Genomic DNA, 18,845 nt, shown 5'->3' on the forward strand with positions numbered 1-18,845 from the left:
GCCACGGGCGGGCGTCCCGCCTCGGCACGCAGTGGTGCTAGTCGGCGGCGGCGGGCTTCGCCGTCCAGCGTTCCTCCACCTTGGCGAGGCGCCAGTAGGACAGTGCCGCCGCCCACACCACCACGAACAGGCCGACGATGAGGTAGCCGACGTTGTCCAGGTCGAGTCCGGCGATCCAGCCCGTGACGCCGTCGTGCAGGCCGAACTTCTCGTGCAGGACGCCGACCAGCTCGATCGTGCCGATGAAGAAGGCGACCGCGATGGACAGGCCGGTGATGGCGAGGTTGTAGAAGACCTTGCGGACGGGGTTGGAGAACGCCCACTGGTAGGCGAAGTTCATGAAGGTGCCGTCGAGGGTGTCGAACAGGCTCATGCCGGCGGCGAACAGCAGCGGCAGGCAGAGGACCGCGTACCAGGGCAGACCGGCCGCCGCGCCCGAACCGGCCATCACCATCAGCGTGACCTCGGTGGCCGTGTCGAAGCCGAGCCCGAACAGGAAGCCGAGCGGGAACATCTGGCCGGGCCGGCTGATCGATTTGGTGAGGCGGCCGAGGATCCGGTTCATGAAACCGCGTGCGTCCAGGTGCTGTTCGAGCTCCCGCTCGTCGTACGCCCCGGCGCGCATCGCCCGGAAGACCCTGAGGATGCCCACCAGGGCGACCAGGTTCAGGGCCGCGATGAGGTACAGGAACGTGCCGGAGATCGTCGTCCCGAGGAAGCCCAGCACCTGGTGGGTGCGTGAGTGCTCGTCCATCACCTTGCCGGCGAGCCGGGTGCCGCCGGCGATCAGCACCGCGAGGACGACCACCACGCTGGAGTGCCCCAGCGCGAACCAGAACCCCACCGACACCGGCCGCTTGCCGTCGGCCATCAGCTTGCGCGTGGTGTTGTCGATCGCGGCGATGTGGTCGGCGTCGAACGCGTGCCGCATCCCGAGGGTGTAGGCGGTGACGCCGAGCCCGATCCCGAAGGCGTCGGTACCGACCCTGTAGTGCTCGGGTACGACCAGCAGGAAGAGGATCCCGAAGGCGACGACGTGCAGGGCGACGATCACCGCCAGCAGTCCCGCCGTCTTCAGGGTGTCCTCGCGCCGCCAGCGGAAGGAAGCAGCATCGGCCATCGGGTTGAACGCTCCAGCACCTCGTGGATCACTTCGAAGTGCCGTGGCCGGTCTCCTGGCTTGGGGGGTCGTGCGTCCGCCGTCCCTGCCTTCCCAGTCGTACGACCGACCAGTGGCCCGGCTGCTGCCGGACGGGACGAGAACTCCCCGATCACAGTGGCGAGGGCCGCGTCGAGTTCTCATCGACTTCCCGAGCACCACGGCCCGCCCACCGTACGGGTGCGAGCCGGGCACTGCATAGCTGCGCACCCGTGCAGGTATGCAAGATCACAGAGCCGCCTGCGAGGATGGCGCCATGCATCTCGTGCCTGCCGACCGAGCCGACCGGCGCACCATCGACGGTCACCGGGTGTGCGAGGCGATCGCCGCCATCGGTGACGCGGACCGGGTGCGCGCCTGGGCCGGCCGCTTCTCGCTGCTGGCCGACGCCAACCGGCTCGCCCTGCTCCTCGCCCTGCACCGCACCGGCCCGCTCGCCGTCTCCGACCTGGCCGTGGCCACCGGAATGAACGATCCCGCCGTCTCCCAGGCCCTGCGGCTGCTGCGGGCGGCGGGCGTCGTGGCCGGGGAGAAGGAGGGGCGGGTGGTGCGGTACCGCGTGGTGGACGCCGAGGTGCGCGCGGTGCTGGACCACTGCTGACACGCTCCCCCGCGCGTCCTTGCGAAGGTTCCCTTTCCGGGTCATGTGGACAGATCTGTACTGTCGTCCTCCCCGAAGGGATCCCGTATGGCCCCTATGGCAGACCGCTCCTTGGACCTCTCCTCCAAGAACCCCGACTGGTGGCGCCAGGCCGTCATCTACCAGGTCTACCCCCGCAGCTTCGCCGACGCGGACGGCGACGGCCTCGGCGACCTGCGCGGCATCACCCAGCGCCTGAGCCACCTCGCCGGCCTCGGTGTCGACGCCCTGTGGCTGAGCCCGTTCTACCCGTCGGAGCTGGCCGACGGCGGCTACGACGTCGCCGACCACCGGGACGTCGACCCCCGCCTCGGCACCCTGGGCGACTTCGACGCCCTGGTCGGCGAGGCCCACCGGCTCGGCCTGAAGGTCGTCGTCGACATCGTCCCCAACCACACCTCGCACCAGCACCCCTGGTTCCAGCAGGCCCTGCGCTCCGCCCCCGGCTCCCCGGCCCGCGACCGCTACGTCTTCCGGCCCGGCCGGGGCGCGCACGGCGAACGGCCGCCCACCGACTGGCAGTCCGTGTTCGGCGGAAGCGCCTGGCAGCGCGTCCCGGACGGCGAGTGGTACCTCCACCTCTTCGCCCCCGAACAGCCCGACCTCAACTGGGACAACGAGGAGGTCCGCGCCGACTTCCGCACCACCCTGCGCTTCTGGTCCGACCGGGGCGTCGACGGCTTCCGCGTCGACGTCGCCCACGGCCTCGCCAAGGACCTCACCGAGCCGCTGCGGGACGTCGGAGACATCGGCGCCACCGGCGAGACGGCCCTGCCGCGCGTCCCGCCGGGCAGCCACCCGTACTGGGACCGCGACGAGGTCCACGAGATCTACCGCGACTGGCGCAAGATCCTCGACGCCTACAGCCCGCCGCGCACCGCCGTCGCCGAGGCCTGGGTCCCGGGCGCCCGCCGCGCCCTGTACGCCCGCCCCGACGAACTCGGCCAGGCCTTCAACTTCGAGTACCTGGAGACCGGGTGGGACGCGGAGGAGCTCCGGCAGGTCATCACCGACTCCCTCGCCACCGCCCGGGCCGCCGGCGCCTCCGCCACCTGGGTGCTGTCCAACCACGACGTCGTACGGCACGCCTCCCGCCTGGTGCTGCCGCCCGGCACCGACCCGGCGGCCTGGCTGCTGTCCGGCGGCACCGCGCCCGCGATCGACACCGGGGCGGGCCTGCGCCGGGCCTGCGCCGCGACCCTTCTCATGCTCGCCCTGCCCGGATCCTCCTACCTCTACCAGGGGGAGGAACTCGGCCTGCCGGAGGTCGCCGACCTGCCCACGTCGGTCCTCCAGGATCCGATCTGGGAGCAGACGGGGCATGTCCGCAAGGGCCGCGACGGCTGCCGGGTGCCGCTGCCGTGGACCAGGAGCGGACCGTCGTACGGCTTCGGGCGCGGCGCGGCCTGGCTGCCGCAGCCGGCGTCCTTCGCGTCGTACGCCGTCGAGGCGCAGAAGGGGGCGGAGGGTTCGACCCTGGAGCTGTACCGCACCGCCCTGCGCCTGCGCCGCAAGCTGCTGGAGGGCGAGACCCTGACCTGGACACCGGACGCGCCCGCCGGGGTCCTGGACTTCACCCGCTCGGAGACCTGGCGCTGTGTCACGAACCTCACCGCCGAGCCGGTGCCGCTGCCGCCGGGCGAGGTGCTGCTGGCCAGTACGCCGCTCGACGGGAGTGCAGTCCTCCCGCCCGACACGACCGTCTGGCTGGCCTAACCCACGGTCGGGCTCGGGCTCGCCCCCGAGCCGCCCGCGATGCCGTTGATGTCGACGGGCGTGGACGTGGGGTTCGGGGGCGGAGTGAGGACCACCTCCGGCTGGCCGGCGGCCGGGGGTGGCGGGGTCAGGTCGGAGTTGGGCAGCTTCGGCGGGGTCGTCTGCTGGAACAGGGTCTGGTCGAAGTCGACCAGGCCCGTCTTCTCCATCACCGTCATGTGGTCCAGAACCGTGTTGTTGGCCTGGTCGGCGAGGGCGCGCACCAGCGAGTTCTTGGTGGTGGAACGGATCTTCGAGATGGTGTTGAAGATCGCGCCGTGCGTCATCCGCAGGATGTTGGCGAAGTCGCTGTCGAACTTCTTGCCGCTGTCCGCCTTCAGCTGGCTGACGAAGCCCTGCTGCTGGGGGCTCGCCAGGTTGGGCAGCGTGATGTTCAGCATCGGTGCGATCTTGCGGCAGGTGATGTCCAGTGCCGCGTGTCCGTCGACCAGGTGCTTGCTGGCCGTGATGACCCCCGGCGTGGTGCCCTTCTGCAGCCCTATCTGCCCCACCGGGTACTCCCAGAGACCGGCGGCCCGCACCTTCACCACGAAGTCCCGGTCCTGCTCGGTGAGCGGTCCCCACTGGGTGTTGGCGATGACGCGGTCCTGGGCGGTGGTGACCGTGGTCAGACCGAGCATGCTCGGGTAGGCCAGGGCCACGAGGGTCATGGCCATCGCACCGCCCACGAAGAGGGTTCCCGTCGCGTTCCGCGAAAAGCGCACCGTGCCTCCTGCCCGGTCGTGGATCCCGCCTCGGCGTTGGCGCAGGGCGGTTCGGACGCACAGCAGTACGGACGGGGGAGCGATTCGTCTCTGTGGATCAGGTAAAAACTGCCGAAGGCTCAGGCCCGGACGTCGATTGCCACGTGTTGGCGCACATGACGAACGGTTGGTCAAACGTTGACCGGTCTCCGGGAGAAAGCAGCCGAAACACAGTCCTAGATTCGCCACATGCCCCCACAGCCCCCGCCCCGCATGCCCGCGGCCCTCCCCGTCCTCCCCTACCGCAAGCCCACCAAGGGCCGCGACTACTGGGTCCTGGACGACGCCCTGCCCGAGATCGACGCCGTACGGGAGCGGTGCCTGACCAAGGACGACTGGGTCAAGGGGTACCCGTACACCTCCGAGACCTGGCCCGGCCTGCGCGCCATGCCCGGACTGGAACCCTCCGAACTCGCCCGTGTCGAAAGGCTGGTGAAGAAGGCCACCGGGGCGAAGGACCTCTGGGTGCAGCAGGCGCCCGGCGGCGGCACCCTGAACCACAACTGCGTCCAGGTGGTCGGCGAGGGCGAGAGCGAGCCCCGCCCGCACACGGATTCGCGGGCGCTGTGCCGGTACGCCGCCGTGCTGTATCTGAATCCCGGCGTCCCCAAAGACTGCGGCACCGCCTTCTACCGACAGTCACTCCCCGGCGGCCGGCTCGGCGGCAACATCGTCCAGGCCCCGCACAACAACCTCGTCGAGGCCCTCGGCACGCGGTACGTCCCGTCCGACCACTTCGAGGAGGACATCCGCGTCCCGCACAGGTACAACCGCCTGCTCCTGTACAACGCCAACCTCGTCCACAGCGCGACCGGTTACCACGGCTCCACGCTGGAGGAGAAGCGGATGACGGCGGTGTTCTTCTGGATGGCGTGAGGGGGACGGCCTGACGGCCTTCCCCCATCGGAACTCTGCTTGACCGCTGCCGCCGGCAGTCGACGTCATGTGCCGGTACATCTCGGAGTGGGTCGGAACCAAACTCCGCTGGGGACTCACCGCGGACGCCGTCGAGCGCGAAGCGCTCCCGCCCACGTCACAGTGCCAGCAACAGTGCCGCCAGCGCCGTACAGCCCGCGCACACCGTCAGGGTCAGGGCCACACAGCGTCGGCGCAGGTGCTGGTAGCGGCCTTCGTACTCGGTGCGGAGCGACGCGCAGCGGGACGCGATCCGTTCCAGGTCCGTCCGGGCCCGGTGCAGGCTGTCGGCGACGTAGCGTCGCTCGATCTCCTCGCGCTGTCCGGTCGTCAGCCAGTCCAGAGGCCCGGTGAACTCCCGTGCGCGCTGCTGCGCCTCGGCGATCCGGGCCTGCCAGAGCAGGTAGCCCTCCACCTCGTTGGCGAGGGCGGCGTCGAAGCCCTGCCGCGGCGGACCGTTCACCCGTGGCCCCGGTCGGTCCTCGCCGGGGCCTGGGCCTCGTGCTCGCTCATCGCGATGTCGGGGTGGTGCAGGTCGAACGCCGGGGATTCGCTGCGGATCCGCGGCAGGGTGACGAAGTTGTGCCGCGGTGGCGGGCAGGACGTCGCCCACTCCAGCGAACGGCCGTAGCCCCACGGGTCGTCGACGTTCACCGGCTTGCCGTACTTGGCCGTCTTCCAGACGTTGTAGAGGAACGGCAGGATCGACAGGCCGAGGAGGAACGAGCTGATCGTGGAGACCGTGTTCAGGGCGGTGAAGCCGTCGCTGGCCAGGTAGTCGGCGTACCGGCGCGGCATGCCCTCGGCACCCAGCCAGTGCTGGACCAGGAAGGTGCCGTGGAAGCCGACGAACAGCGTCCAGAAGGTGATCTTGCCGAGGCGCTCGTCCAGCATCTTGCCGGTCCACTTCGGCCACCAGAAGTGGAATCCGGCGAACATGGCGAAGACGACCGTCCCGAAGACGACGTAGTGGAAGTGGGCGACCACGAAGTACGAGTCCGAGACGTGGAAGTCCATCGGCGGCGAGGCCAGGATGACGCCGGTCAGGCCGCCGAAGAGGAACGTCACCAGGAAGCCCGCGGCCCAGAGCATCGGTGTCTCGAAGGACAGGGACCCCTGCCACATGGTGCCGATCCAGTTGAAGAACTTCACCCCGGTCGGCACGGCGATCAGGAAGGTCATGAAGGAGAAGAAGGGGAGGAGGACGCCCCCGGTGACGTACATGTGGTGGGCCCACACCGTCACGGACAGACCGGCGATCGCGATGGTCGCGGCGACGAGGCCCATGTAACCGAAGATCGGCTTGCGGGAGAACACCGGGATGACCTCGGTGACGATGCCGAAGAACGGCAGGGCGATGATGTACACCTCGGGATGGCCGAAGAACCAGAAGAGGTGCTGCCACAGCAGGGCGCCGCCGTTGGCCGGGTCGAAGACGTGGGCGCCGAACTGGCGGTCCGCCTCCAGGGCGAACAGCGCGGCGGCCAGCACCGGGAACACCATGATGGCGAGGACGGCGGTCAGCAGCACGTTCCACACGAAGATCGGCATCCGGAACATGGTCAGGCCCGGGGCGCGCATGCAGATGATCGTGGTGACGAAGTTGACCGAGCCGAGGATGGTGCCGAAGCCGGAGAAGGCCAGGCCCATGATCCACAGGTCGGGGCCGATCCCGGGTGAGTGGACCGCGTCCGTCAGCGGGGTGTAGGCGAACCAGCCGAAGGCCGCCGCGCCGTCCGGGGTGAGGAAGCCGCCCGTCGCGATGAGCGAGCCGAACAGGTACAACCAGTAGGCGAGCATGTTCAGCCGCGGGAACGCCACGTCGGGGGCGCCGATCTGCAGCGGCATGATCCAGTTGGTGAAGCCCGCGAACAGCGGCGTGGCGAACATCAGCAGCATGATCGTACCGTGCATCGTGAACAGCTGGTTGAACTGCTCGTTCGAGACGATCTGCAGGCCCGGCCGGGCCAGCTCGGCACGCATGATCAACGCCATCACGCCGCCGGCCAGGAAGAACGCGAAGGACGTCGCCAGATAGAGCGTGCCGATCGTCTTGTGGTCGGTGGTCGTCATCCACTTCACCACGACACTGCCCGGCCGCCTGCCCCTGACCGGCACCTCGCTCTCGTACGCCTCCTCGGCGGCACCATGGGGTTCGTTGAGGATGCTCACTGGTCGTCTGTCTCCTGATGCTCGCGGGCCGCGCACGTCATGACATCGGCTACTCGCCATCCTTGCTGCGCGGTGGCGCGCTCGACGCCCTGAGCGGCCGACGCGCGGCCGATCGTGTGACGGATGCACACGTATGGCGCAAGCTCGAAGGAGAGCAGGAGGAGAGCCGGCGAACGGGTTCGAGCAGGCGCCTCGTCCGTCCTCCGGGTCCCGGGCGGGCAGGTTTGACATCCGCGTCATGGAATGCGTCGGGAAGGGCGAACACTGATGAGCAGCATCGCCATCGTGGGGGCCGGTCCGGGGCTGGGGGCCGCTGTCGCGCGACGGTTCGGGCGGGAGGGGTTCGACGTCGCTCTCTTCGCCCGGGACCGGGAGCGGCTCGACGTGCTGGCAAGGGAGCTCGGCGGGAGCGGGATCGGCGCCCGGGGGTTCGTCGCCGACGTGCGCAAGCCGGAGGAACTGGCCGGGGCGCTGGAGCGGGCGGCGGGCGAGGTGGGGACCGTCGAGGTGCTGCAGTACAGCCCGGTGCCGCACCGGGACTTCATGCGGCCCGTGCTGGAGACCGGGCCGCGCGATCTCGTCGGGCCCGTCGAGTTCTCCGTGTACGGGCCCGTCGCGGCCGTGCAGCAGGTGCTGCCGGGGATGCGCCGGCTGGGGCGCGGGACGATCCTCTTCGTCAACGGCGGGACCGCCGTCGTACCGCACACCGAGCGGGCCGGGACGTCCATCGCGTTCGCCGCGGAGACCGCGTACGGCCATCTGCTGCACGAACGGCTCGCGCGGGAGGGGATTCACGTCGCCCAGCTGGTGATCCCGGGGGCGATCACCCCGGGGCACGCGCGCAAGGACCCGGCCGTGCTCGCGGAGACGCTGTGGGGCATGCACCGGGACCGGCACGGGTTCCGGCACTTCGCCGACGACCTCGACGGCTGACGGGGCACCGTCCACCTGCGGGGTGGGGGTTTGTGGGCCAATATGGTGATGTTGGCCGTATCGCTCTCTTCGAGGGGGCCCCAATGGCTGTCGAAATCCCTGCGCTCATCAAGCCGTCCCGGCTCCGAGCCCGAGGAGGGCTGCTGGGCGAGTGTCTCGCCGAGTTCCTCGGAACCTTCGTGCTGATCTCCTTCGGCTGCGGTGTGGTCGCGATGGCGGTCGCCGCACTACCCGGTTCGGGCCGTGCCGCCACCCCCACGACGATCTTCCTGGCGGCCGGGGACTGGCTGCTGATCAGCTGGGGCTGGGCCCTCGCCGTCACCTTCGGCGTCTACGTCGGCGGCGGCGTGAGCGGCGCCCATCTGAACCCGGCGGTGACGCTGGCCATGGCGGTGCGCCGCGGATTCTCCTGGGCCAAGGTCCTGCCGTACTGGTTCTCGCAGATCGTCGGCGCCCTCACCGGCGCGGCGCTCGTCTACCTCGTCTACCACCAAGCGATCCACGCCTTCGACGCCGCCGCGCCGGGCCCGAAGGTGAACGGGCACACGAACGCCACCTTCTCCATCTTCGCCACGTTCCCGGCCCCGTACTTCCACGGCGGCTACTGGGGGCCGCTGGTCGACCAGATCGTCGGTACGGCCTTCCTGCTCATGCTGATCGCCGCCGTCATCGACCTGCGCAACCAGGCCGTGAAGGCCAACCTCGGGCCGCTCGTCGTGGGCTTCGTCGTGGCCGCCATCGGCATGTCCTACGGCGCCAACGCGGGCTACGCCATCAACCCCGCCCGTGACTTCGGGCCGCGCCTGTTCACCTATGCGGCGGGCTGGGACGGTCTGGCGTTCCCCGGGAGCGTGGCCGGTTCGTTCAGCGCCTACTGGTGGATCCCGATCGTCGGCCCGCTGATCGGCGGTGTCATCGGCATCCTGGTGTACGACCTGTTCATCGGCGACGTCCTGCTCGTCCGGGCGGAACTGGCCGAGCTGCCCGAGCCGGGGCGCACCCGCCCGGTGGTCGAGACCGACGAGGAGTGACCGGGGCTCAGCCGCAGCCGCCGCCCGCCTCGGTGGCCGCTTGGCGGGCCGCCGCCGCGATGTCCTCCAGCGCCGCCAGATGGCGGGCGAGGGCCCTGCGGCCGGTGAGTGTGAGCGCTGCCCAGGTGCGCGGACGCTTGCCGAGGTATCCCTTGCGGATGCTGACGTAGCCGGTCTTCTCCAGCGCGGAGAGGGTCTTGCTCAGCGTGGAGTCGGAGACCTGGCAGTAGTCCCGCAGGACGGCGAACTCCGCCTCGCCGCATGCCGAGAGGTAGGCGGCGAGGGCCAGCCGGGTCGGGTGGTGCAGTTCGCGGTCCAGCGTGGGAGGCGCGCCGCCGGCGGGGCCGGTCATGCGGTGCGGGCCTGATGCCGGGTCGCGCGCAGGACGTACTCGGCGCCGGACGCCAGGCCGAAGCCGATCGACCAGCCGGCCCAGCCGTACGGGATCGCGGCCAGCAGGCCGATGGCCGCGGGGATGAACGGCACCACCCAGGCATACCAGGCCGGGCGGCCGGGCCCGCAGTCGCGGCTGAACCAGCGTGTCACCCCGCCGTGGTGGGCGCCCTGCCACATCAGCACGAAGAAGCCGGTGAGGCTCACCAGGGCGGCGATCACCAGCCAGATCCCCCACCGCGGCTCGCGGTCGGCCACGCCCAGCGCGGTGAAGCCGGCCGCGAACGTCAGTCCCTGGCCGACGGCGTACCCGCGCGGCCGGTCGCGCTCGCCGGCCTTGCGGGCCGCGGTGCGTGCGGCGCAGACGGCGGCGAGCGCGTCTTGCGCCTGGCGGGCGTCCATGGGGTCCCCCGTGGTGTCCATGTGTGTCCCTTCGACGGGTGGGTCGGCGAGAGGCGGTGGTCGGCCGCCTCTCGTTCACACCCGTAAGCATGGACAGTACTTTCCATGAATGCAAGTACTTTCAGCCTGGCCCCGAAGTGGGCAGCCGGTGGTCACAGGGGCCGGTTCGGCCAGTCCAGGAGGCGGGCGCCGATGACCGCTGTCTGGAGCATGTAGCGGTGGGCCGGGTCGGCCGGGTCGGCGGTGGTGAGCTTGTGGATGCGCTCCAGGCGGTAGGTGAGCGCGCGGACGCTGAGGGAGAGGCGGCGGGCGGCCTCGGCGGCCACGCACCCGGCGTCGAAGTAGGCGCTGAGCGTGTCCAGGAGGGGTACGGCTCCGCCGCGGGCCGAGGCCAGCGGGCCGAGCGTGTGCTCCACCAGGTCGACCAGGGCCTGCCGGTCCCGCGCCAGCACCGGGTAGACGAGCAGGTCCGCGGCGCGCAGCACCGGCCCGGCCAGGTCCAGACGGGCCGCCATCTCCAGCGCGGCGAGGGCCTCCTCGTACGACTGCACGACCCCGCCGGCGCCGTGCTGCGGACGGCCGATGGCGATCCGCGGTGCTGCGCCGTCGGCGTCCGTCGCCGCGTACGCCTGCTTGGCGAAGTGGACGAGGATCTCGTCCTCCTCGCCGGGCGCGACACACAGCAACCGGCCGTTCTTGGTGGTGAGCAGGATGCTGCGGGAGTCGAAGCGGGCGAGTACGGCGGCCTCGACACGGCGCGCCACCGGACCGCCCTCGACGTACGCGTCCGGGCCCTCGGCGACGGCCACCGCGTGGGCCTGGGACAGGCGCAGGCCGAACCGCTCGGCGCGCTCGGCGAGGCGGCCCAGGTCGCTGCGGCCGTAGAGCAGGTCGTCGATGAACTCCCGGCGCGCGGCCTCCTCGCGCCGTACGGCGAGCCGCTGGGCGCGTTCGTAGCCCTCGGCGAACGCGTCGATCGCCTGCTCCACGGCGGCCAGCGTGGCCAGGCCGCTGTCGGCGGTGCCGGGGGCGGCCGGCCAGGCGGCGCGGGTGGCGGCCAGGTGGGCGACGACCAGCGCGCGTAGTCCGTGCCCGGCGTCGGCGGCCTGCTCCCCCAGGGTCCGCCGGACCTTCAGCTCCTCCCTGGTCAGCCGCCGCCCGGTCACCGCGACCTCGGCCAGCGTCCGGGAGAAACCGTCCAGATAGCGCTCCGGTATGCCGCCGGTGTCGTGCTGGTCCCCCACGCCTGCCCCGCCCCCCGTGTTCCTGACGCGCCGGTGACGGTTTCCTAGCGCCTGTCCGGCATGCAGACACTAGTGAACACTGCCGGAAACCGGCAATGCGCGGGCGTATGCCCTGCCGCACCATCTCCTGTGGGGAGCACAACGGAGGGTTGCGGTGCCGGGCACCGTCGCAGGGTGCGGCAGATGACCGGCACCGCGGCCCCGGGGGGCTCCGTATCCCGTCGTCTGACGCAAGGACGTGTGTCATGGAAGCGCTCGGCGTGCTCGCCGCCGTCTGTCTCTTCGCCGTGCTGCTCGCGGTGCTCGCGTTCTCCCGGCTGTACCGCAAGGTGGACCAGAGCCAGGCCCTGATCGTCTCGCGGACGCGGCGGGTCGACGTGTCGTTCACCGGGCAGGTCGTGCTGCCCATCCTGCACAAGGCCGAGGTCATGGACATCTCGGTGAAGACGATCGAGATCAGCCGCTCCGGCCGGGACGGGCTGATCTGCCGGGACAACATCCGCGCCGACATCCGGATCCTGTTCTTCGTCAAGGTCAACAAGACCGTCCCGGACGTCATCAAGGTCGCCCAGACCGTGGGCACCGAGCGCGCCAGTCACCAGGACACGCTGCAGGAGCTGTTCCACGCGAAGTTCTCCGAGGCGCTGAAGACCGTCGGCAAGCAGATGGACTTCACCGACCTGTACACCAAGCGCGAGGAACTCCGGTACCACATCATCGAGTTGATCGGTATCGACCTCAACGGCTACCACCTCGAGGACGCGGCGATCGACTACCTGGAGCAGACCCCGCTCACCCAGCTGGACCCGGCCAACGTCCTCGACGCCCAGGGCATCCGCAAGATCACCGAACTGACGGCGATCGAGCACGTGCGCACCAACGAGGCCCAGCGCACCGAGCAGAAGGAGATCACCCGGCAGAACGTCGACGCCCGCGAGGCCATCCTGGAGCTGGAGCGCCGGCAGGCGGACGCCGAGATCAAGCAGAAGCGGGAGATCGAGACCTCCCGGGCGCGCGAGGAGGCCGAGACCGCCCGCGTGGTGGAGGAGGAACGGCTGCGCGCGCAGGGCGCCTTCCTGCGCACCGAGGAGCAGTTGGGGGTACAGCGCGAGAACCAGGCCCGCGAGATCGCCGTCGCCGCGAAGAACCGCGAGCGGGTCATCGCCGTCGAGAACGAGCGCATCGAGAAGGACCGGCTGCTGGAGGCCATCGCCCGGGAACGGGAGACCCAGCTGACGAGGATCGCCGCAGAGAAGGAGGTCGAGGCGGAGAAGCGGGACATCGCCGAGGTCGTCCGGGAGCGGGTCGCGGTGGACCGTACGGTCGCCGAGCAGGAGGAGTCCATCAAGAAGCTGCGCGTGGTCGAGGAGGCCGAGCGGGAGCGGCAGGCCCTCGTCATCGCCGCCGAGGCGGAGGCGCAGGAGAAGCTGGTCAAGGACATCAAGGCCGCCGAGGCCGCGGAACAGGCGGCCACGCACCGGGCCGCCGAGGAACTCACACTGGCCGAGGCCCGGTTGAAGACCGCCGACCTGGACGCGCGGGCCAAGCTGCGGCTCGCCGAGGGCGTCCAGGCCGAGGCCGCCGCCGAGGGGCTGGCCGCCGTACAGGTCCGCGACAAGGAGGCCGAGGTCACCGTCAAGGCAGGGCGCGCGGAGGCGGAGGCCACCGAGGCGCGGCTGCGGGCCGAGGCCGAGGGCACGCAGGCCAAGGCGCTGGCGGAGGCCGAGGGAGCGCGGGCCAGGGGACTCGCGGAGGCCGAGGGCGCGCGGGCCGCGGCGGAGGCCGCCGAGGCGCGGCTGAAGGCGGAGGCGGAGGGGTCCCGGGCCAAGGGGCTGGCCGAGGCGGAGGGCGCCAGGGCGAAGGCGCTCGCGGAGGCCACCGCCATCGGCGAGAAGCTGAAGGCCGAGGCCGCCGGTCTCACCGAGAAGGCCGCCGCGATGGCCGCCCTGGACGAGGCCTCGCGCGGGCACGAGGAGTACCGGCTGCGGCTGCAGGCGGAGAAGGAGATCCGGCTGGCCGGGCTGGAGACGCAGCGGCAGGTGGCCGAGGCGCAGGCGACGGTGCTGGCGACCGGGCTGGAGAACGCCGACATCGACATCGTCGGCGGCGAGTCGGTCTTCTTCGACCGCCTGGTGTCCTCCATCTCCCTCGGCAAGGGCGTGGACGGCTTCGTCGAGAACTCCCGCACCGCGCAGTCCCTGGTGAAGCCGTGGCTGGACGGTACGGGCCGTTTCACCGACGACCTCTCCCACATCCTCGGCTCGCTCGGCTCGGCGGACGTGCGGAACCTGACGGTGTCGGCGCTGCTGATGAAGCAGATCAAGGGCGGCGGCCCGGAGGCGGGCCGGCTCCAGAAACTCCTCGACCGCGCAAGCGAACTGGGTCTGGCCGACACGCCGGTGACCGCCCTGAACGGAAGCGGTGCGGGGAGCTGAGGGCAGCGCCCCGAAGGGCGCGGGGAACTGCGCCACCAGCCACCAAGCACCCGCACTCGCACCCGGCAGGCGACCCGCAGGCCCGAGCCCGTAGCCGCACAGCCCACGAAGGGAACCACACGTCATGGCCACCGCTGAGGCGCCGCAGGTGGATGCCGGTACCTACGACGTGCTGCGCGACCGGCTCGCCCGGCATGCCGCTGAGCTGGCCCGGCGGGCCCAGGCGCTCAACGCCCGCCGAGTCGAGGAGTTCGGCTCGGGGCGGCTGGACCTCGCGCGCACCGCGCGCCTCCGCACCGAGCACGCGTGCGTGCCGAGCGACATCGTGGCCGTAGGGGACGCGCTCCTCTTCGGTGCAACCGGTGGAATCACGGACGTCCTCGCGCTGTACGGCCGCGACGGCGAGCGGCTGGCCGAGGACGCCGTATCCGGTCTGCTGGACGACCCCGCGTTCGTGAGGGAGTTCAGCGCGCTGCACCGTTACTACCGCGAAGCGAAACTGCTGCGACTGCGCCGGGTCGACGGCCGGCTGCTGGCGGTGTTCCGCACCGGCGAGAAGGCCGAGGACGTCCGCGTCCTGCGCTGGTCCCTCACCGAGGACGGCCGGGCGGCGCGGTTCCTGGACGCGCGCGGCGACCGCGACGACGTCTTCCCGCCGGCCCAGGACATGACCTGGACGGAGACCACCCGCGAAGACCACGTGCTGGGACGCGAGGCCTACGTCACCGTCCCCGGCGGGCTCGGCGTGTCGACCGTCGGCGGCGCCCTCACCGTCCGCACCCCGGACGGCGGCGAGCTGTACACGGAACCCGTCCAGGAGCCCCTGCAGTCGCTCGCGGACGCCGCCGTCGGGCACGCGCGCGTGGGCCCCCTGGTGCTGCTGCGGGTGCGGCCGTACAAGGAGGACGCCGACCGGTACCTGGTGTTCGACACGCTCTCCCGGACCGTGGTCCGGCTCGACGGGATCGGGCAGGCGTGCCGGCGGCTGCCGGAGGAGCAGGGGATCGTCTTCCCCGGCGGGTACTGCCTGGCGGGCGGCACCCACAAGACGTACGAACTCGACGCCCGCGGCCTGGAGTTCGAGCGGGAGGTGCGGGCGCCGAACGGCGAGGACGTGCTGTACGCGTTCCGGTCCCGCGCCGAGGGCCGCACGCTGCTGCTGTCGTACAACACCCTGCGCAAGGAGGTCGCGACCCCGCTGCCGTGCCGGGGCTGGGCGCTGTTCGAGGACGGTGCGCTCGCCGTGCTGCGCGCCGACGGGGACGAGCCCGCGCACACCCATCCCGTCCAGTGGTGGTCCTCGCCGTACGTCTCCGACACCCACGCCGCCGCCCTGCGCACCGGCACCGGCGCGCTCGCCCGGGTCGGCAACGCGGACCTCGTGCGCGGGCTCGCCGACTGTCTGTCCGTGGCCCGGCTGGTCACCGACGGCACCGGGACGAGCGAGGGGTACCGGGCGCTGGTGGCGGCCTGCGTGCGGGCCGCCGACGCCCATCACTGGCTCGCCGAGCCCGAACTCGACGATCTGGCCGGTCCGTTGGACCAGGTCCGGGCCACCGCCGGGCAGGTGCTCAGCGAGTACGAGACCGTACGGGAGCTGACCCGGCAGGCCGCCGACGCCCTCGACGAGGCCGCCGAGCGGATCGCCGCCGTGGTGCGCCGGCTGCGCGGCGAGGCTCCGCGCGAGGCCACCGCCTGGGTGCGCGGACTGACCGAACTCCGGCAGGCGCAGGGGCACCTGCTCACCCTGCGCGAGCTGCGGTACGTCGATGCCGTCCGGCTGGAGGAGCTGGCGGCCGACGCCGAGGAGGACCTCGCCGGGTTCGGGCGGCGCGCGGTGGCGTACCTGGCGCGCGAGGACGCCTTCACCGGGCAGCAGGAGGAGGTCGAGCGGCTGACCGGGGAGGCGGCGGCCGTCGAGTCCGTGGCCGCCGCCCGGCCCGTCACCGCCCGGCTCGACGAACTGGCCACCGCACTGCGCACGGTCACCGAGGTCGTCACCGGACTCGACATCGCCGACGCCACCGTCCGTACGGCCGTCCTGGAGCGGATCGCCGAGGTGCTGGGCGGGGTCAACCGGGCCCGCGCCACGCTCGACGGCCGTCGCCGCGCCCTCCAGGACCGTGAGGGGCGGGCCGAGTTCGCCGCCGAGACGGCGCTGCTCGCCCAGGCCGTCACCGCCGCGCTCGCCGTGTCCGGCACGCCCGAGGAGTGCGACGACCAGCTCGCGGCCGTCCTCACCCGGGTGGAGGACCTGGACGGCCGGTTCGCCGAGTTCGACGACTTCCTCGCCGAACTCGCCGGCCGGCGCACGGAGATCTACGAGGCGTTCGCCGCCCGCAAGCAGTCCCTCGCCGACGCCCGCGCCCGCCGCGCCGAACAGCTCGCCGTCTCCGCCGGGCGGATCATGGACACCGTCGGGCGGCGCTCGGCCACCCTCGCCGACACCGACGCGGTCGCCGCCTACTTCGCCTCCGACCCACTGGTCGCCAAGGTCCGCCGCACCGCCGACGAGCTGCGCGCCCTCGGCGACAGTGTGCGCGCCGAGGAACTCGACGGCCGCCTGAAGGCGGCCCGCCAGGAGGCCGCCCGCGCGCTGCGCGACCGTACCGACCTGTACGCCGAGGACGGCCGCACCCTGCTGCTCGGCGGCCACCGCTTCGCCGTCAACACCCAGCCGCTCGACCTCACCCTCGTCCCGCACGGCGACGGCGTCGCCTTCGCGGTCACCGGGACGGACTACCGCACCCCCGTCACCGACCCCGGCTTCGCCGCGTACCGCCCCTACTGGGACCGCCCTCTGCCGTCCGAGTCGCCCGAGGTCTACCGCGCCGAGCACCTCGCCGCCCGCCTGCTCGCCGAGCACGGCCCGGCCGCCCTCGCCGCCGCCGACGACCTGCCCGGCCTGGTCCGCCGGGCGGCGCAGGAGTCGTACGACGAGGGCTACGAGCGCGGCGTCCACGACCACGACGCGACCGTCGTCCTCACCGCCCTGCTGCCCTTGTACGAGGGCGCCGGCACCCTGCGCCACGAGCCCGCCGCCCGCGCCGCCGCCCAGCTGTTCTGGGCGCACGGCACCACCGGCGAAGCCCGTACCGCGTGGGCCCGGCGGGCGGTGTCGCTGGCCCGGGCCCGGGACGCCTTCGGTGCCGTACCGGCCATCGGGGAGCTGGAGCGGGAGCTGGCCGGGGCGATCGAGGCCTGGGACGCCCGGGCGGCGGGCGCTCCGGCCGCCGCCTACCTCTTCGAGGAGCTGACCGGCGGCCCGGAGGGCTTCGTCCTCGGGGCCGCGGCACGCACGTTGCTGGAGAAGTTCCGCCACGCGGGCGGGAATTACGGCAGTGACCTGGAGGGCCTGACCGACCTCGCCGCGCGCCGGCAGGTGGTGCACGCGTGGCTCGGCGCGTACGCCGCGGCCACCGGCACCGAGGCCGGTCCGGGCGACCTGGCCGAGGCGGTCGCCGCCGAGCTGTGCCCCGGCCTGCCCCGCTACGACGGCGACGCCCCGCTCACCGCGACGGCGCAGGGCCTGCTCGGCACGCACCCGCGCGTGCACGGCGGGCGACTCCGCCTGCGCATCGACGAGTTCCTCGCCCGTACGGCCCGTTTCGCGGACCAGGAGGTACCCGCCTTCCGCAGCTACCAGCGCCGTCGCACGACCCTGGTGACCGCCGAACGCGACCGCCTCCGCCTGGACGACCACCGCCCCCGCGTCCTGTCGGCGTTCGTCCGCAACCGCCTGGTGGACGAGGTGTATCTCCCCCTGATCGGCGACAGCCTGGCCCGCCAGCTGGGTACCACCGGCGAGTCGAAGCGCACCGACACCGGCGGCCTGCTCCTGCTGATCTCCCCGCCCGGCTACGGCAAGACGACCCTCATGGAGTACGTCGCCGACCGGCTCGGTCTGATGCTGGTCAAGGTCAGCGGCCCGGCGCTCGGCCACACCGTCACCTCACTGGACCCGGCCGACGCCCCGGACGCCACCGCCCGCCGGGAGATCGAGAAGGTCAACTTCGCGCTCGCGGCGGGCAACAACACCCTCCTGTACCTGGACGACATCCAGCACACCTCGCCGGAACTGCTGCAGAGGTTCATCCCGCTGTGCGACGCCACCCGGCGCGTGGACGGCGTGCGGGACGGCGAGCCGCGCACCTACGACCTGCGGGGCAAGCGCTTCGCGGTCTGCATGGCCGGCAACCCCTACACCGAGTCCGGGGAACGCTTCCGCGTCCCCGACATGCTCGCCAGCCGCGCGGACGTCTGGAACCTCGGCGACGTCCTCACCGGCAAGGAGGACGTCTTCGCGCTCAGCTTCGTCGAGAACGCCCTGACCGCCAACCCGGTGCTCGCCCCGCTCGCCGCCCGCGACCGCGCCGACCTGGACCTGCTGGTCCGACTGGCCGCGGCCGACCCCACGGCCCGCGCCGACCGGCTGACCCGGCCCCTGCCGGCGGCCGAACTGGACGGCGTCCTGGCGGTGTTGCGGCATGCGCTGGCGGTCCGCGAGACGGTCCTGAAGGTCAACCGGGCCTACATCGCCTCCGCCGCCCGGTCGGAGGCGACCCGCACGGAACCGGCCTTCCGCCTCCAGGGTTCCTACCGCGACATGAACAAGATCACCCAGCGGCTGCGGCCGGTCATGAACGACGCCGAACGCGAGGCCGTCGTCGACGACCACTACACCGCCGAGGCCCAGACCCTCACCACGGGCGCCGAGGCCAGCCTGCTGAAACTGGCGGAGCTGCGCGGTGCGCTCGACGCCGACCGGGCGGCGCGCTGGGCCGAGGTGAAGAGGGCCCATGCCCGGGCTCGTACCCTCGGCGGTCCCGAAGACGACCCCGTGACCCGGGCGGTCGCGGCCCTGGGCCTGCTCGCCGACCGGCTCGCCGCCGTGGAGAGCGCCATCACCCGGGCACGGGCCGGCGGCCAGGAGCGGTGATGGCGTACTTCCTCGCGCCGCTGTCGGCCGCGCTCGCGTTCGTCGCCCTGAGCACGGCGGTAC

14 protein-coding genes and 1 riboswitch are annotated in these 18,845 nt (G+C 72.0%); of the genes, 7 read left to right on the plus strand and 7 right to left on the minus strand.

Annotated features, from left to right (window positions below; all coding sequences use genetic code 11):
- Positions 1 to 37 precede the first annotated feature (37 nt).
- Entirely contained in the window at positions 38 to 1,120 is a 1,083-nt protein-coding gene (gene nicT / locus ACZ7GZ_RS10020) for a Nickel transporter NicT (RefSeq protein WP_471022535.1), read from the minus strand.
- A 28-nt stretch (positions 1,121 to 1,148) separates the two neighbouring features.
- Positions 1,149 to 1,337, minus strand: a riboswitch (cobalamin riboswitch).
- A gap of 78 nt (positions 1,338 to 1,415) precedes the next feature.
- Between nicT and ACZ7GZ_RS10025 the strand changes: the two genes are divergently transcribed.
- Together ACZ7GZ_RS10025 and ACZ7GZ_RS10030 are read left to right on the plus strand one after the other, a co-directional pair.
- Entirely contained in the window at positions 1,416 to 1,760 is a 345-nt protein-coding gene (locus ACZ7GZ_RS10025; protein WP_471022536.1) for an ArsR/SmtB family transcription factor, read from the plus strand.
- Between the two features lie 96 nt (positions 1,761 to 1,856).
- Complete coding sequence (locus ACZ7GZ_RS10030; protein WP_471022538.1) at positions 1,857 to 3,515, plus strand: glycoside hydrolase family 13 protein; 1,659 nt, start codon at positions 1,857 to 1,859, stop codon at positions 3,513 to 3,515.
- On the opposite strand, the gene ACZ7GZ_RS10035 is transcribed toward ACZ7GZ_RS10030, so the two are convergent.
- A complete protein-coding gene (locus tag ACZ7GZ_RS10035; RefSeq protein WP_471022641.1) occupies positions 3,512 to 4,225 on the minus strand; it encodes a DUF4142 domain-containing protein in 714 nt (237 codons plus the stop codon). The genes ACZ7GZ_RS10030 and ACZ7GZ_RS10035 overlap by 4 nt on opposite strands.
- Before the next feature lie 282 nt (positions 4,226 to 4,507).
- Here ACZ7GZ_RS10035 and ACZ7GZ_RS10040 point away from each other — a divergent pair, with 282 nt between their 5' ends.
- Positions 4,508 to 5,194, plus strand: a complete 687-nt coding sequence (locus ACZ7GZ_RS10040) for a DUF6445 family protein (RefSeq protein ID WP_471022539.1) — start codon at positions 4,508 to 4,510, stop codon at positions 5,192 to 5,194.
- Between the two features lie 157 nt (positions 5,195 to 5,351).
- Here ACZ7GZ_RS10040 and ACZ7GZ_RS10045 read toward each other — a convergent pair whose 3' ends face one another.
- Both ACZ7GZ_RS10045 and ctaD read right to left on the minus strand, forming a co-directional pair.
- Positions 5,352 to 5,696, minus strand: coding sequence for a cytochrome C oxidase subunit I (locus tag ACZ7GZ_RS10045; protein ID WP_471022541.1), 345 nt, complete (start codon positions 5,694 to 5,696; stop codon positions 5,352 to 5,354).
- Entirely contained in the window at positions 5,693 to 7,405 is a 1,713-nt protein-coding gene (ctaD, locus tag ACZ7GZ_RS10050) for an aa3-type cytochrome oxidase subunit I (RefSeq protein WP_471022542.1), read from the minus strand. Before ctaD ends, ACZ7GZ_RS10045 begins: the two co-directional genes overlap by 4 nt.
- Before the next feature lie 267 nt (positions 7,406 to 7,672).
- Here ctaD and ACZ7GZ_RS10055 point away from each other — a divergent pair, with 267 nt between their 5' ends.
- A complete protein-coding gene (locus ACZ7GZ_RS10055; RefSeq protein ID WP_471022543.1) occupies positions 7,673 to 8,338 on the plus strand; it encodes an SDR family NAD(P)-dependent oxidoreductase in 666 nt (221 codons plus the stop codon).
- 83 nt (positions 8,339 to 8,421) lie between these two features.
- Positions 8,422 to 9,369, plus strand: coding sequence for an MIP/aquaporin family protein (locus ACZ7GZ_RS10060; protein ID WP_471022545.1), 948 nt, complete (start codon positions 8,422 to 8,424; stop codon positions 9,367 to 9,369).
- A 7-nt stretch (positions 9,370 to 9,376) separates the two neighbouring features.
- On the opposite strand, the gene ACZ7GZ_RS10065 is transcribed toward ACZ7GZ_RS10060, so the two are convergent.
- The 3 genes from ACZ7GZ_RS10065 to ACZ7GZ_RS10075 all read right to left on the minus strand — a co-directional run bounded on the left by ACZ7GZ_RS10065 (position 9,377) and on the right by ACZ7GZ_RS10075 (position 11,408).
- Positions 9,377 to 9,721, minus strand: coding sequence for a transcriptional regulator (locus ACZ7GZ_RS10065; protein ID WP_471022546.1), 345 nt, complete (start codon positions 9,719 to 9,721; stop codon positions 9,377 to 9,379).
- On the minus strand, positions 9,718 to 10,185 hold the full coding sequence (locus ACZ7GZ_RS10070; RefSeq protein WP_471022547.1) for a hypothetical protein: 468 nt from the start codon (positions 10,183 to 10,185) through the stop codon (positions 9,718 to 9,720). Before ACZ7GZ_RS10070 ends, ACZ7GZ_RS10065 begins: the two co-directional genes overlap by 4 nt.
- A 131-nt stretch (positions 10,186 to 10,316) precedes the next feature.
- Complete coding sequence (locus tag ACZ7GZ_RS10075; protein WP_471022549.1) at positions 10,317 to 11,408, minus strand: PucR family transcriptional regulator; 1,092 nt, start codon at positions 11,406 to 11,408, stop codon at positions 10,317 to 10,319.
- A 245-nt stretch (positions 11,409 to 11,653) separates the two neighbouring features.
- Here ACZ7GZ_RS10075 and ACZ7GZ_RS10080 point away from each other — a divergent pair, with 245 nt between their 5' ends.
- Both ACZ7GZ_RS10080 and ACZ7GZ_RS10085 read left to right on the plus strand, forming a co-directional pair.
- The gene (locus ACZ7GZ_RS10080) at positions 11,654 to 13,843 is read left to right on the plus strand and encodes a flotillin family protein (protein WP_471022550.1); all 2,190 of its coding nucleotides are present in this window, start codon (positions 11,654 to 11,656) and stop codon (positions 13,841 to 13,843) included.
- A 124-nt stretch (positions 13,844 to 13,967) separates the two neighbouring features.
- The gene (locus ACZ7GZ_RS10085; protein ID WP_471022551.1) at positions 13,968 to 18,782 is read left to right on the plus strand and encodes a DNA repair ATPase; all 4,815 of its coding nucleotides are present in this window, start codon (positions 13,968 to 13,970) and stop codon (positions 18,780 to 18,782) included.
- Positions 18,783 to 18,845 lie beyond the last annotated feature (63 nt).

The organism is Streptomyces sp. NPDC037288 (assembly GCF_055603265.1).

Coding starts and splice junctions, on each gene's coding strand:
- nicT (WP_471022535.1), bottom strand. CDS start 1,120: ATGGCCGATGCTGCTTCCTTCCGCTGGCGGCGCGAGGACACCCTGAAG.
- ACZ7GZ_RS10025 (WP_471022536.1), top strand. CDS start 1,416: ATGCATCTCGTGCCTGCCGACCGAGCCGACCGGCGCACCATCGACGGT.
- ACZ7GZ_RS10030 (WP_471022538.1), top strand. CDS start 1,857: ATGGCAGACCGCTCCTTGGACCTCTCCTCCAAGAACCCCGACTGGTGG.
- ACZ7GZ_RS10035 (WP_471022641.1), bottom strand. CDS start 4,225: ATGACCCTCGTGGCCCTGGCCTACCCGAGCATGCTCGGTCTGACCACG.
- ACZ7GZ_RS10040 (WP_471022539.1), top strand. CDS start 4,508: ATGCCCCCACAGCCCCCGCCCCGCATGCCCGCGGCCCTCCCCGTCCTC.
- ACZ7GZ_RS10055 (WP_471022543.1), top strand. CDS start 7,673: ATGAGCAGCATCGCCATCGTGGGGGCCGGTCCGGGGCTGGGGGCCGCT.
- ACZ7GZ_RS10060 (WP_471022545.1), top strand. CDS start 8,422: ATGGCTGTCGAAATCCCTGCGCTCATCAAGCCGTCCCGGCTCCGAGCC.
- ACZ7GZ_RS10065 (WP_471022546.1), bottom strand. CDS start 9,721: ATGACCGGCCCCGCCGGCGGCGCGCCTCCCACGCTGGACCGCGAACTG.
- ACZ7GZ_RS10070 (WP_471022547.1), bottom strand. CDS start 10,185: ATGGACACCACGGGGGACCCCATGGACGCCCGCCAGGCGCAAGACGCG.
- ACZ7GZ_RS10080 (WP_471022550.1), top strand. CDS start 11,654: ATGGAAGCGCTCGGCGTGCTCGCCGCCGTCTGTCTCTTCGCCGTGCTG.
- ACZ7GZ_RS10085 (WP_471022551.1), top strand. CDS start 13,968: ATGGCCACCGCTGAGGCGCCGCAGGTGGATGCCGGTACCTACGACGTG.